We start from the raw sequence: 13,149 nt of genomic DNA on the forward strand, positions 1-13,149 counted from the left end.
AACTGATCAGGCGGCGGCGAAGGCGGCCGACCATTGGTCGAGACGGGCGCGGTGCGGCTTGATGAACCGCTCCTCGACGAAACGGCCTTGTTCGACGGCCAGCCGGCTGCGCTCGTCGCGGTCGTAGACGATGCGGGTCAGCGAATAGTCCTGCGCCTTCAGGCTGGGCTTATACTGCTCGGTCGCCGGGGAGTTGGCGTTGTAGATCTCGGGCCGATAGATCTTCTGGAAGGTTTCCATCGTGGCGATGGTGCTGGCCAGTTCGAGGTCGGTGTAGTCGCCGGTCAGGTCGCCGATATGGTACAGGGCGAACGGCGCCACGCTGCCCGGTGGCATGAAGTAGCGGACCTTCATCCCCATCTTCGCGAAGTAGTCGTCGGTTGGGGAGAACTCGTCGTTGTCGTACTCTAGCCCCAGCACGGGGTGTTCGGCGCCGGTGCGGTGATAGGTCTTGTTGCTGGAGACGCTGAGGCAGATGACCGGCGGCTTGGCGAAGTTGTCGCGGTAGGCGCGCGACGCCAGAAAGTGCCGGAACAGCTTGCCGTGTAGATCGCCGAAATCGTCCGGCACGCCGCCGTTCGGATGCGCCTTCAGGTGCTCGGACAGGACCACGCTGAAGTCGTAGTCGCGGACGTAGGAGGAGAAGTTGTTGCCCACGATCCCCTCGATCCGCCGGCGCGTCGCCTTGTCGTCGATGGTCGTCTGCAGGATTTCGATCAGCGGAAAGGCGTCGTCGCGCTCCGAGCAAAGGCTCATCTCGACCGAGACGATCTGAAGCTCCAGCGCATAGCGATCGCCCCTCGGATTGTCGTGGTGCGCCAGCGAGTTGAAGCGGTTGTCGATCATCCGCAGGGTGTTGCGCAGATTGTCTCGGCGGCTCTCGCCTCGCGCCAGGTTGGCGAAATTGGTCGTGATCCGCGTCGTCTCGGCGGGACGATAGTCTTCGTCGAGCGCGGTCCGCTTGATCCTGAAGGTGAAGTCGCTGCTCGCCATGGTCTCTGCCGTTGATGCTGTGGCGAGACAGCGGACAGGGACGCGCGACCACTCGCGCGCAGTCGTCCCGTCGCGGCGTTCATGCGACCTGACCGGACACCCCGCCGGAGGACGTTATCTGTCGGGGCAGGTCTCCTGGCTCACGGGTCACGGCTTCGGGTCCGGCCTTCCCAACGTCAGAAGACGTCAGTGACACGAAATGGACCTTCGGCTCGCCGCTCACAGTTGCGGGGGCAGCGCCGGCATCACACCAGCTTCCCTCTTAGCTCCGCATCGCTGGAGGCGACGCGCAGAACCTCGACCTATTCATGAGACGCGCACCCGACGTCGAAGTCAAGAAACGCATAAGGATATCCTTATGGCTTCTGGCGGCTTCTACCATCGCTCCTGCTATTCAGCTTTCCGGGGTCATGGCTCCAAGAGCCCATCAAAGATTGAACAGCATCTCTTTGGATCCCGGTCTGCCACAGACGCCGCCGGGAAGTTCGTCGTCCGACAATACTGAGGCTGCGCGAAGGCACGGGCGAAGCGCTCGAGGTGCTAGCTTATGCGCTGATAACGATAACGAATCCTCGAGGTTGGGTGGAAATGAGGCACCCTAATTCGAAGAGGTTCTGTCAAGACCGCAGATTGCGCTAGCCCAATCACTCAGGGGCTTGAACCCTCTGGGCGGCGCCCATCGGGCGCGCTGCGCGTTGTCCCGACGATGAAGCAGCCCTTTCGATACCCTACGACTCCAGACGGCCGCTATTTCGTGGTACGAGGCCGGCTTTGGCGATGCGCCAATCCAGCGTTGTCGGCTGCGGCGAGGGACGAACTGGTGCCTCATCTGATGTCGGCGCGCCGGGCGGTGCGGACGGCCTTGGCGGCTGAGGATCCAGATGCTCTGGCCGCATCGCGGCGGAGCGTGGACAAAGCCAAGGTGGGGCTGGGCGAGCGGGGGCTGGTTTGGTGGAGCGACGGCTCACCGGATCTCAATCGGCGCATGGTGCGCAACACCCCCCTACGCGGATTGGTTCGCCAGTTTGTCCGAGACGCGCGACTGATGACAGCATTCCATCGTTTCGTTGTGGCTTAGGCTATGCGTGCGATACGGCCACGGCCGAAATAGCCGCCGCACGAAAAGATCCTGCAACTTCCTTTTAGGGCGGTTCCGTCGCGCTGGCGGCTGAAACGACTGGGGGTACGAAAGCGGGCGCAACCCCCGGCCGGCCTTCGGGTTGAGCTAGGATGAAATCGTCACCTGCCGACACCGATCTTTCCGCCACGGGCCAACAGGTCCTCGTTGGAGGGCCAGCTCCGGAGCAGGACGACGGCAAGCGTTGGAAGATGCCGGCGGCGGCTGTGGCGGCCGGACTTGCCGAGATGAAGACAAAGCGATCGCAGGGCGTGGTGTTCATCGCCACCAGCGAACGCCGCGCCGATGAGATTGCGGCGGCGCTCTCGCCGATGGTGAAGGACGCCGAGGTGCTGGTCCTGCCGCCCTGGGACTGCCTGCCCTACGACCGCGCCGCGCCTTCGCGAGAAAGCATGGGGCGCCGGATGGCCGTCCTGGCCGCCTTGAACGAAGCCAACGCAAGGCCCGTGTTCCTGATCGCCTCGCCCGATGCGATCGTGCAGCGGACGTCGTCGCGCGAACGGATCAAGACCCGCTTGTCGCTCGCGGCGGGCGAGGCGCTGGATCGCGAAGCCCTGGAGTCGTTTCTGACCGATACGGGCTATGCAGCGGATGAGCGGGTCGACGAACCTGGCGAGTATGCTCTGCTCGGTGCGGTGGTCGACGTCTTCCCGCCCGCGTCTGCCACACCTTATCGCATCGCCCTGGACGAGGCGGACCGGATCATCGAGATCCACGCCTTCGATCCCGTGTCGCAGCGCCGGGGCGCCGAGATCCAGACGATCTGTCTGACCCCGGCGGCTGAGTGGAGCGACCGGTCGCCCGAGGATGATGAGGCCGATCATCAGGACAGGGGGCCGTCGATCAATGCTGAGACCTCGACGACCCTGTTTGATTTCCTCGACAAGCCGATGATCCTGACCGACGTGGGCGTCGAGGATCGGTTCGAACGCATTCGCACGCATGTGGCCGAAGCCTATGACACCCGCCTGCGGTTCAGCGAGGGCGCGCGCCCTCCGAAACCCGACAGCCTCTATTTGACGGAGAAGGACGTTCGTCAGGCGTTGAAAGGCGCCAAACCCCTGAGCGTCGAGGGTTGGGCGCCCACGCCGGCCTTCGCGCTGGAGAAATCGCCAGGGCGGGCCCTTAAACAATTTATCGCCGAGCGGCGCGAGGCGGGCGATCGCATCGTCCTGACGGGATTGCCCCATGAGCACAGGATCATCCTGCGCCTGCTGCGTCGCCACGATATCGATACGCCCGTGGCGCTAGAGAGCTGGAGCGCGATCGCGCCACTGGAGCCCGGGCAGATCGCCGTCGTAACCGCCGATCTGGACACAGGTTTCCGGCAATCGGCGACAGGTCTTGTCGTCCTGACGCCTTCGGACGTCTTCGGCGGCCGGATCGCGCGAGCATCCGGTGACATGAACGATGCGTTCGGAGAGACAGAACTGCGGTTGGACGATGTGGTCATCCATGAAGACCACGGACTTGGCGTCCTGAAGGCTTTGGAGCGGGTCGCTGCCGATGGCGTGGAGCGCGACGTTCTGCGCATCGAGTATCATGGCGGAGGAACCATTCTCGCGCCGATCGAGGAGTTCGGCAAAATCTGGCGCTACGGCTCGGAGCCGGACGCGGTGTCGCTGGATCGGCTGAATACCCAGGGGTGGCTCAAGCGTCGCGCGAAGGTGAGCGCGCAGATCGACGAGGCCGCAGCTGCTCTATCCGCCCGGGCCGAAGCGCGCGCGTCGCTGAGGACCGAGCCGATTACTGCGCCGCGTCAGGCGCTGGCCCGCTTCGCCGCCGGTTTCGCCTTCCCCGAAACGGCCGATCAGGCGCGCGCCATCGAGGCGGTCCTGTCGGACCTAGGATCCGGCAAGCCCATGAATCGGCTCGTCTGCGGCGATGTCGGTTTCGGCAAGACCGAGGTCGCCCTGCGCGCCGCAGCGGCCGTGGCCCTTGCCGGCAAACAGGTCATCGTCGTCGCCCCGACCACCGTCCTGGCGCGTCAGCATTTCGAGGTGTTCAAGAGACGATTCAAGGACACGGATATTCAAATCGGCCACCTGTCGCGCGCCGCAGACAGCGCGGAGGCGCGGGCGGTCAAGGCAGGGCTGGCGGACGGCTCCATGCGCGTCGTTGTGGGTACGCAGGCGCTGGCGTCGGAGAGGTTGGCGTTTTCCGACCTCGGGCTTGTCATCATCGATGAGGAGCACCGCTTCGGCGCGCAGATGAAATCTGCCTTGGCGGAGAAGGCGCCGCATCTGCTGTCGATGTCGGCCACCCCGATCCCGAGGACCCTGCAAAGCGCCATGGTCGGCATTCAGGACGTCAGCCTGATCGCCAGTCCACCTGCCCGACGTCGGCCCATCCGAACCTTCATGACGCCGTTCGACGCCGGGGGGGTTCGCCTGTCGCTGATGCGCGAGAAGGCGCGGGGCGGCCAGAGTTTCGTGGTCGTGCCGCGGATCGAGGATATGGAACCCTTGGCGGAACGCTTGAAGACCCTGACGCCCGAGCTGTCGGTGGTCTCGGCGCACGGCGACATGTCCCCGTCCGCGATCGACGAGGTTATGAGCCGGTTCTCCGACGGCGAGGGGGACGTGCTTTTGGCGACGAACATCATCGAGACGGGCCTGGACGTGCCGCGCGCCAATACGATGTTGATCTGGCGGCCGGACCGGTTCGGCCTGGCGCAATTGCATCAGCTGCGCGGGCGTGTCGGCCGGGGGCGGCGACAGGGGTTCACCTATCTGCTTTCCGATCCTGAAACGCCGATGGCGGCGGCCACGGAAGCCCGCCTGCAGACGCTGGAGGCTCTGGACCGACTGGGGGCGGGCTTCGCGATCAGCGGGCGCGATCTGGACCTGCGCGGCGGCGGCGATCTGGTGGGCGAGGAGCAGGCCGGACATGTCAGGCTGATCGGCTCGGCCCTCTATCAGGCTGTTCTGGCTCGGGCGCTCTCGCCTGCAAAAGGCGATCCCGATCCAGACCAAGTCTCTCCCAGCCTGAACGTCGGCGCGACAGGACATCTGCCGGCGGACTACATCCCAGACGAAACCGTGCGCATCAATCTGTACGCCCGGTTGGCGCGCGCCACGACGGCGGAAGATATCGACGCCCTGCGAGACGAAGCCGAAGATCGGTTCGGTCCTTTACCCGACCCGGCAGAGGATCTGTTCACCGGCCGTCGCCTGGCGGCGCTCGCGCGTGATGCCGGCGTCACGGAAATCGTATCCGGGCCTAAGGCGACGGCGTTGCGGATCGCAGCGGCGCGTCGACCCGGCATGGAAGCGTCCTTGCCGTTGCGAGATGATCGACGCTGGTCCGAGGATCGCATGATCGTCGACGCCGCCAACGATCAACCGCACGACGCAGTCTTCATCGAGAAGCTTTTGACCGAATTGGCGGCGGCCTGAGGGCAGGGCGGGTTCGAGCCGGTTCGGCGTCCAGGTTCTGTTTTGTTGGGAGCAATTCCGCCGGTGGCGCGCTGATCGACGACCGCCGACCGATAAGGACGGGGTTTCGCGCCTTCGCTTTTGAAAAAGCCCCTGTATGCCCACAGACACCCGCCTCACTGTCGTCTTCCTTCATTCCTTGGGCTCAAGCCGCCACGATTGGGACGTGGTGATCGAGCGGCTTGCCGATAAAGTGCTTCCGGTCGCGATCGATCTTCCAGGGTTCGGAGACAGGGCGTCGGAAGGCTATGGCGATGTCCAAGCCGTGCTCGAGGACCTGAGCCGCCGGCTGACCGATCTCGCTCTCGCGCGCTGGATCCTTGTCGGCCACAGCATGGGCGGCAAGTTTGCGACCTTGATCGCTGCGCGGGCGCGCGACGGGGCGGCGGGTTTGAGCGGGTTGCTGGGCGTGGTGCTGGTCGCCGGATCGCCACCCTCGCCGGAGCCGATGGACGAGAACAGGCGCGCGGATATGCTGACTTGGTTCGATGATCCGACCAGGATCGAGGATCGGGGACGCCAGTTCATCGACGCCAATACGGCCGCTGGTCTGCCGCAAGCCGCTTTCGATCAGGCGCTGGCCGATTTCACGCGGTCCAGTCCCCAAGCCTGGCGCGGATGGCTGGCCGAAGGATCGCGCGAGGACTGGTCCGATCAGGCCGGCGTCCTGCCTTTCCCCGCCCTGATCATCGCCGGCACAAAGGACGGCGATCTGGGCGAGGCGGCGCAGCGGCGTGTCAACGTTCCCCATTACCGCGCGGCCGATGTGGCGGTCGTGCCGGATGCGTCGCATTTGATCCCTCAGGAACAGCCGGACTGTCTCGCGGGCCTGATTCTAAAGTTTGTCGCGAAAGTCAGTTCAGTCGCGTTGCCTCCAGCCTTCGTGGATCTGATGGCGTCCGATCGCGTGTCGGATCGCACACGACGCGCAATGCTGAACCGTCACTTCGGTCCGGTCCAAGCCGACGGCGGCGTCCTGAACCCGACCCAGCGCGCCGTTTTGTCGGCGATGATGGCGAGTATTTTGCCGGATGCCGGCGATCCGGATGATTTGGCGCGGCGTCTGGATGTGGGGCTCTCCAGCGGACAGGGCGATGGGTGGCGGTTCGCCGATCTTCCGTCGGACACCGAGGCCTGGCGACGCGGGCTGGATGAGATCGCCGCCATGGCGCCGGAGTTCGCAATCCTGGCCCCTGATCGCCAGGACGACATCCTGCGCTCCATTTCACAGGGCGAATGGCCCGAGCCGGGCGGGCTTTCGGCGGACGCCATGAAGCTCTGGTTCGAGGACGTCGTTTCCGAGGCCGCGCGCCTGTGGATGTCGCTGCCGGCGACTTGGGCCCAAATCGGTTACGACGGTTTCGCCACGGGCGGCGAAGGCCGGTTCCAGGGATATGACCAGACGGCGGCGGACCACACCGAACCCTGGCGTCTGCCGATGGAGGGCGTGGGTTGAGCGCGCCTGCAAGGACGGCCGGCGAAACCGATGTCGTCATCATCGGCAGCGGCGCCGGAGGGGCTCCGATCGCGGCTAGGCTGGCGAAGGCCGGGCTGTCAGTCACGGTGCTGGAGGCGGGGCGGGCTTTCGATCCGGCGGAACATACGCCCGACGAAACGACGGCCGATCTCTATTGGATGGAGGAGCGCCTCAGCGGGGGGCGCGACCCGACCGCCTTTGGGGCCAACAACTCCGGCCAGGGCGTCGGCGGCTCGCTGCTGCACTGGGGCGCCTTCTGCCCGCGACCCGATCCCCGTGATCTGACGCTGGCCTCGGAGACCGGGCGCGGACGCGACTGGCCGTTCGGCTGGGACGAACTGAAACCTTACGTCGAGAGCGTGGAGGCGGTGATCGGGGTCTCGGGCCCGGCCGACTATCCTTGGGGCGGCCGACAGTTCGCCTATCCGCCTGTGCCGCGCAACGCCCCGGCGGACGCCATGGCCCGTGGCGCAAGGGCGGTCGGGCTCAAGGTTGCGGATGCGCCGGCGGCCGTGCTGTCTCGCGATCGAGCGGTTGGGACGACACCCCACCGCATGGCCTGCGTCAACTGCGGCGCCTGCCATCAAGGATGCCGGACCGGCGCCAAGGGCGGCGCGGACAACAGCTTTCTGCCGATGGCCGCAGCCAACGGCGCCAAGATCATCGCCAACGCGCGGGCGATCGGCGTCGAGCGTCACGCCGGTGGACGGATCAATTCCGTGATCTATCGTCGCGACGGCCAGGATCATCGGCTGAACTGCCGGGCGCTGTTCCTTTGTGCGGGCGGTGTCGAGACGCCGCGCCTGCTGCTGAACTGGGGATTGGGCAACGCCGGCGGCGAAGTCGGCCGCAACTTCATGACCCATGTGGCGACCCAGGTCTGGGGGCGGTTCGACGCCGACATGTCGATGAACCGCGGCTATCCGTCTTCCCTGATCAGCGAAGAAATGGTGCGTCCCTCGGACGCGAACTTCGCCGGCGGCTATCTGATCCAAAGCCTTGGCGTCATGCCGGTCACCCTGGCGGGCGGGTTCGCGCGCGGCGCGGGCCTCTGGGGCGCGCCGCTGGTCGATAGGCTGCGCAACTATCGCCGGCTCGCCGGTATCGGCATCAATGGAGAGTGTCTACCGAATGACGTTAACCGGCTGACATTGTCCGATGAAGTCGACGCCGCCGGGCTGCGCAAGGCGCGGATCGACTTCAGCTATGGCGAGAACGAGCGGCGGCTGGACGCCCATGCCCGGCGCGTCATGACGGAGATTTGGACCGCCGCCGGCGCTGAGGACATCTTCGCGGTGGCCCGGTCGGCCCACACCATCGGCGGCTGCCGGATGGGGGACAAGTCGGACGGGGCGGTCGTCGACGCCGACGGGTGCAGCGTCGAGATCGACAATCTGTATGTCTGCGACAACTCCATCTTCCCCAGCGCGCTGTCGGCCAACCCGGCCTTGACCCTCATGGCCGTCGCCCTGCGCACGGCCGATCGCTTCCTTGAACGTCAACGAACAGGAGATTTGTGATGGACCTTGGGATCAAGGGGCGGATCGCCCTCATTTCCGGCGCCGATTCCGGCATGGGCAAGGAGACGGCGCGGCTGCTGCTGGAAGCCGGCGTAAAGGTCGCCCTGACCGACAAGCCGGACGGCACGCTGGATGAAGCCGTCCAGGAGCTGTCCGGCTTGGGCGAATGCATCGGCGTGACCGGCGATGTGACCAAGGCCGACGATGTCGAACGCCTATGGGCGGAGGTCCGAGACCGCATGGGCGATCCGGACATCTATGTGAACGTAGCGGGCGTGACCGGCGCGACCGGCGATTTCCTGGATGTCGATGACGCCGGTTGGCTGGAGACGCTGGACATCAATCTGATGGGCGCGGTGCGGATGTGCCGCCAGGCCATTCCGGCCATGCGGCGTTCGGGCTGGGGCCGTATCGTCCTGTTCGCGTCGGAGGATGCGGTCCAGCCCTATGTCGATGAACTGGCCTATTGCGCGTCGAAGGCCGGCATTCTCAGCCTGGCGAAGGGTCTGTCCAAGGCCTACGGCTGCGACAATGTGCTGGTGAACACGGTCTCGCCTGCGTTCATCGCCACCCCGATGACCGACGCCATGATGAAGAAGCGCGCCGAGGAACGCGGCGAAACCTTCGAGGAGGCGATCAAGAGCTTCCTGAAGGAAGAACGCCCCGGCATGACGCTGGATCGCAGGGGCAAGCCGGAAGAGGTGGCCGCAGCCGTCGCCTTCCTGTGTTCGGAGCGCGCCAGCTTTATCAACGGTGCGGGCATCCGAGTGGATTCCGGCTCGGTCGCCACCATCGCCGGCTAGTCGTAGGGCCGAGAAAGAGAGACCGGCGGCGGGACGAAGCCGCCGCCGGTTGTCCTTGTCAGGCGACGCCCATGCCGCCGGTGACGCCGAAGACTTCGCCGGTGATGTAGCTGCCTTCCTGCGAGGCCAGCAGCACATAGACCGGGGCGATCTCGACAGGCTGGCCCGGACGACCCAGCGGCACCTGTTCGCCAAACTTCATCACGGCGTCCTGCGGCTGTCCGCCGGACGACTGCAGCGGCGTCCAGAAGGGGCCGGGCGCCACGACATTGGCGCGTATGCCCTTTTCGATCAGCTGCTTGGACAGGGCCTTGGTGTAGGCGACGATTCCGGCCTTGGTGGTGGCGTAGTCCAGCAGGATGGCCGAAGGCTCGTAGGCCTGGATCGAGGCGGTGGTGATGACCGAGGCGCCAGCCGGCAGATGCGGGACAGCCGCTTGTGCGATCCAGTGCATGGCGTAGAGGTTGGTCTTCAAGGTCTTGTCGAAGTCTTCCGACGTCACCTGTGAGATGTCCTCACGATACTGTTGGCGGCCGGCGTTGATGACCAGGATGTCCAGTCCGCCCAGCTCGGACACGGCCTGTTCGACCATCTGTCGGCACCAGTTTTCATCCGTGATGTCGCCGGGCAGGTCAATGGCCTTGCGGCCCTCAGCCTCAATCAGGGCGATGACTTCGGCGGCGTCCTTGCGCTCGGACGGCAGATAGGAGAGGGCCACGTCGGCGCCTTCCCGGGCATAGGCGATGGCGGCCGCCCGGCCGATGCCGCTGTCCGCGCCGGTTATCAGGGCCTTGCGTTCTTTCAGCTTGCCGGAACCCTGATAGCTGTCCTCGCCATGATCGGGCTTGGGGTCCATCTCGCGCGCTTCGCCGGGCACGGGCTGCGGTTGGCGCGGGAAGGGCGGCTTTGGATATTGCTCGCGCGGATCCTGAAGGGTCAGGCGATCAGTCATGGAACGTCTCCGTTTCGGGCTGGGGGGAAGTAGTCTGCGCCTTGCCGACGGCGCTCAGGGCGGTCAGATGCGCGAGGTGGCTTAGTCCCTGCGGCATGTTGCCCAGGTAGGCGCCGGTGTCCGGGTCGATCATCTCGGTAAGCATGCCCCAGCGGCCGCTGAGAGCTTCGCGCAGGCCGTCGATGCGGGTGCGCGCCTTGTCCGGTTCGCCGAGCGTCGCCCAGGCTTCGGCGATCCAGAAGGAACAGGCGATGAAGCAGCCTTCCTCGGCCTGCATGCCGGAATAGCGATAGTGGAAGGCGCCGGCGCCGAGATGGCGATCCAGCGCTTCGAGGGTCGCGCGCAGTCGATCCTCGCCATCGAACCGGAACCGCACGGCCAGGGCCAGGGCGGCGTCCAGCTTGTCGCTGCCCGGATACATGACGAAGGCCTGAAGGCTTTCGGACCAGCAATGGGTCTCGACCCAGTCGAAAATCCGGTCGCGCTCTCGCCGCCAGCGGTCCCGGCATGTCGTCGGCAACTGTCCGGCGTCCGCCAGTTCGACGGCGCGGGCCAGGGCCTGCCAGCAGCTGATCTTGGACATGGTGTAGTGCTGCTGATCCTCCAACTCCCACATGCCCGCGTCCGGCTGTCGCCAGGCGTCCGCGCACTGGTCCGCCAGTTCCGAGAGCTGCTGGGCACTGGCGCTGTCGAGGATGTTGCCGCAGCCGACGAAGCGCGAGGCGGTCTCGAAAATGTCGCCGAACACGCCGTGTTGGGCCTGCTCTGCGGCCCGGTTTCCGGTGACGACCGGACGCGAGCCTTGATAGCCCGGCATGTCCCAGTGCGTTTCCGGCGGCACGAGCGCGCCGTCCAGGCTGTAGCAGACCTTGGCACCATGGCGCTTCAGCTGCATCAGCAGCCAGCTGAAGGCGGCCTTGGCCTCCGCCTGAGCGCCCGCCGCCAAGAAAGCCTCGATCGTATAGCCGGCGTCGCGCAGCCAGGCGTAGCGATAGTCCCAGTTCTTGTCGCCGCCCAGACGCTCGGGCAGGGACGTCGTGGCCGCCGCGGCGATGGCGCCCGATGGGGAGTACAACAGCAGCTTCAACGCCAGGGCGCTGCGAATGAAGTCGTCGCGATACAGGCCGGGACAGTTCAGGCGCGCCGCCCAGTCCCGCCATTCCTGATCCGACAGGTCGATGCGGGCGTCGATCTCTTCGATGGACGGCACGACCAGCGGCTCGTCCCGCCCGGCGACGATGGCCACCGTGCGCCGCTCGCCCGCGCCGACAACGATGGTTCCGACAATGCCCTCATCGGACCACTCGCATGAGATGCGCGGATCATGGACGAACAGGCCAAGAACCCGTTCGACATGGAAGACGGTGTGTTCGCCGATCTTGGAATGATACGGATTGGCCGTGTCGCCCCGACGCCCCAGACGCATGTCCAGGGCGAAGGTCACTTCGCCCTCCAGGCCATCAATACGGCGGGCCAGTTCGCACCAGGGCAGGCGGCCGGCCGTGCCGCTGTTCAGGCTTTCGGTCAGACGCGCGCGGCCGGTGGCGGTGGCGAACTCCGTCTCCAGCACATTGCTGTCCGGGCGATAGCGGCGGGTCGCCGTGAAGGCCCCGGTCGGCGTGATCGAAAACCGGCCGCCCTCCGGATCCAGCAGGCGGTCAAAAAGTGGCGGCGCATCGATCGCCGGCACGCACCACCAGTCAATGCCGCCATCCAGCGCTGACAGGGCCACCGTTCGGCCCTCGCCCAGAACGCCATAATCTTCGAGGGCGACGTAGCCATCGGGACGGAGCGCTTGCGACGAGCGCGCTGGATGGGGCGTGAAGGTCGTCTCTGTCATCGTTTGGACGATCCGATCGCAAGGCCAGCCGTTACGGCAAGGCCCGAGAGCACGCCGACCGCCGCGACCTTAAGCGCCGCGATCTGGCGGCTGGACACGAAACCGATCAACGGTCTGATCACCCGTTCGGTGTCCGGGCCGTCGATCGCCGCCGGACCGTCTTCGGGTTGATCGAGATTGCCGAGACGCGGCAGTTGCGGGTCGCCCTGCTGCGCTGTGATCATCCTGGCGGCCTGCCGATCCGCCAGCGCCGGTGCGAACTGTTGCGCCAGCGCCATCAGCCATGTCGTGCGACCCACGAAAACCTTGCGGCTGGGGCGCTGCACGGCCGACCAGACGGCGTCTGCACACAGGCGGGGATCGAACAGGGGACCTGGAATGACCTGCGCCCGGTCGGTCCGGTTGCGTGACCACAAAGGCTGGGGCGTGTTGACGGCCGGCAGATAGACTGTGGTCAGGGTGACGTTGGAGGCTGAGGCGATCAGTTCGGCCCGAATGGCTTCGGTAAACCCGTCGACGGCCGTTTTGGCGCCGCAATAGGCGGCCTGCAGCGGGGCGGGGCGCAGCGCCAATCCCGAGGAAATCTGGATCACCGCCCCTTTGTCCGCCGGCCGCATGACCCGAAGCGCCGCGCGCGTTCCGTAGACCTGAGACAGATAGGTCGTCTCGACGACGCGGCGGTAATCGGCGTCGGTCAGGTCTTCATCGCGTCCGATGACTGTGGACATCGCGTTGTTGACCCAGACATCGATGCCGCCGAAAGCGTTCACGACATCGCGGCCAACCTGCTCGACGAACTCCGGATCGGACACATCACCCGCCATGCCGATCACTCGGTCGGCCGAACGCTTCAGCTGTTCGACGGCGTTGGACAGCCGTTCAGCTTGTCTGGCGATCACCACGACCTGCCATCCGGCTCGGGCGAACCTATCGGCGATCGCGAGACCGATGCCGGCGCTCGCGCCTGTGACGACGATGACCGGCATGGC

At 65.9% G+C, this 13,149-nt stretch carries 8 protein-coding genes and 1 riboswitch; of the genes, 4 read left to right on the forward strand and 4 right to left on the reverse strand.

Annotated features, from left to right (window positions below):
* Positions 1-6 precede the first annotated feature (6 nt).
* Positions 7-993, reverse strand: coding sequence for a DUF1852 domain-containing protein (locus tag Q9R14_RS02220; protein ID WP_306003336.1), 987 nt, complete (start codon positions 991-993; stop codon positions 7-9).
* A gap of 107 nt (positions 994-1,100) precedes the next feature.
* Positions 1,101-1,308, reverse strand: a riboswitch (cobalamin riboswitch).
* A gap of 915 nt (positions 1,309-2,223) precedes the next feature.
* Here Q9R14_RS02220 and Q9R14_RS02225 point away from each other — a divergent pair.
* The 4 genes from Q9R14_RS02225 to Q9R14_RS02240 all read left to right on the forward strand — a co-directional run bounded on the left by Q9R14_RS02225 (position 2,224) and on the right by Q9R14_RS02240 (position 9,368).
* A complete protein-coding gene (locus Q9R14_RS02225; RefSeq protein WP_306003337.1) occupies positions 2,224-5,529 on the forward strand; it encodes a DEAD/DEAH box helicase in 3,306 nt (1,101 codons plus the stop codon).
* A gap of 136 nt (positions 5,530-5,665) precedes the next feature.
* Entirely contained in the window at positions 5,666-7,024 is a 1,359-nt protein-coding gene (locus tag Q9R14_RS02230) for an alpha/beta hydrolase (protein ID WP_306003338.1), read from the forward strand.
* On the forward strand, positions 7,021-8,565 hold the full coding sequence (locus tag Q9R14_RS02235) for a GMC family oxidoreductase (protein WP_306003339.1): 1,545 nt from the start codon (positions 7,021-7,023) through the stop codon (positions 8,563-8,565). The genes Q9R14_RS02230 and Q9R14_RS02235 overlap by 4 nt, the downstream gene beginning before the upstream one ends.
* Positions 8,565-9,368, forward strand: a complete 804-nt coding sequence (locus Q9R14_RS02240; protein WP_306003340.1) for an SDR family oxidoreductase — start codon at positions 8,565-8,567, stop codon at positions 9,366-9,368. The genes Q9R14_RS02235 and Q9R14_RS02240 overlap by 1 nt, the downstream gene beginning before the upstream one ends.
* A gap of 58 nt (positions 9,369-9,426) precedes the next feature.
* Here Q9R14_RS02240 and Q9R14_RS02245 read toward each other — a convergent pair whose 3' ends face one another.
* The 3 genes from Q9R14_RS02245 to Q9R14_RS02255 are packed head-to-tail and all read right to left on the reverse strand — an operon-like array spanning position 9,427 to position 13,146.
* Positions 9,427-10,320: an SDR family oxidoreductase gene (locus tag Q9R14_RS02245; RefSeq protein WP_306003341.1), complete on the reverse strand. Its 894-nt coding sequence runs from the start codon at positions 10,318-10,320 to the stop codon at positions 9,427-9,429.
* Complete coding sequence (locus tag Q9R14_RS02250) at positions 10,313-12,160, reverse strand: glycoside hydrolase family 15 protein (RefSeq protein ID WP_306003342.1); 1,848 nt, start codon at positions 12,158-12,160, stop codon at positions 10,313-10,315. The genes Q9R14_RS02245 and Q9R14_RS02250 overlap by 8 nt, the downstream gene beginning before the upstream one ends.
* Positions 12,157-13,146 carry an SDR family oxidoreductase gene (locus Q9R14_RS02255; protein WP_306003343.1) on the reverse strand — a complete coding sequence of 330 codons (990 nt, stop codon included), beginning with the start codon at positions 13,144-13,146 and terminating at the stop codon, positions 12,157-12,159. Before Q9R14_RS02255 ends, Q9R14_RS02250 begins: the two co-directional genes overlap by 4 nt.
* Between the last annotated feature and the right edge of the window lie 3 nt (positions 13,147-13,149).

Origin of the sequence: Brevundimonas sp. C43 (genome assembly GCF_030732185.1) — a bacterium.
Classification (GTDB): Bacteria; Pseudomonadota; Alphaproteobacteria; order Caulobacterales; family Caulobacteraceae; genus Brevundimonas; species Brevundimonas diminuta_C.

What these genes read in the sequence shown, in the direction of transcription:
- Q9R14_RS02255 (WP_306003343.1), bottom strand. Translation starts at nt 13,146, where the DNA reads ATGCCGGTCATCGTCGTCACAGGCGCGAGCGCCGGCATCGGTCTCGCG.
- Q9R14_RS02220 (WP_306003336.1), bottom strand. Translation starts at nt 993, where the DNA reads ATGGCGAGCAGCGACTTCACCTTCAGGATCAAGCGGACCGCGCTCGAC.
- Q9R14_RS02240 (WP_306003340.1), top strand. Translation starts at nt 8,565, where the DNA reads ATGGACCTTGGGATCAAGGGGCGGATCGCCCTCATTTCCGGCGCCGAT.
- Q9R14_RS02250 (WP_306003342.1), bottom strand. Translation starts at nt 12,160, where the DNA reads ATGACAGAGACGACCTTCACGCCCCATCCAGCGCGCTCGTCGCAAGCG.
- Q9R14_RS02230 (WP_306003338.1), top strand. Translation starts at nt 5,666, where the DNA reads ATGCCCACAGACACCCGCCTCACTGTCGTCTTCCTTCATTCCTTGGGC.
- Q9R14_RS02245 (WP_306003341.1), bottom strand. Translation starts at nt 10,320, where the DNA reads ATGACTGATCGCCTGACCCTTCAGGATCCGCGCGAGCAATATCCAAAG.
- Q9R14_RS02225 (WP_306003337.1), top strand. Translation starts at nt 2,224, where the DNA reads ATGAAATCGTCACCTGCCGACACCGATCTTTCCGCCACGGGCCAACAG.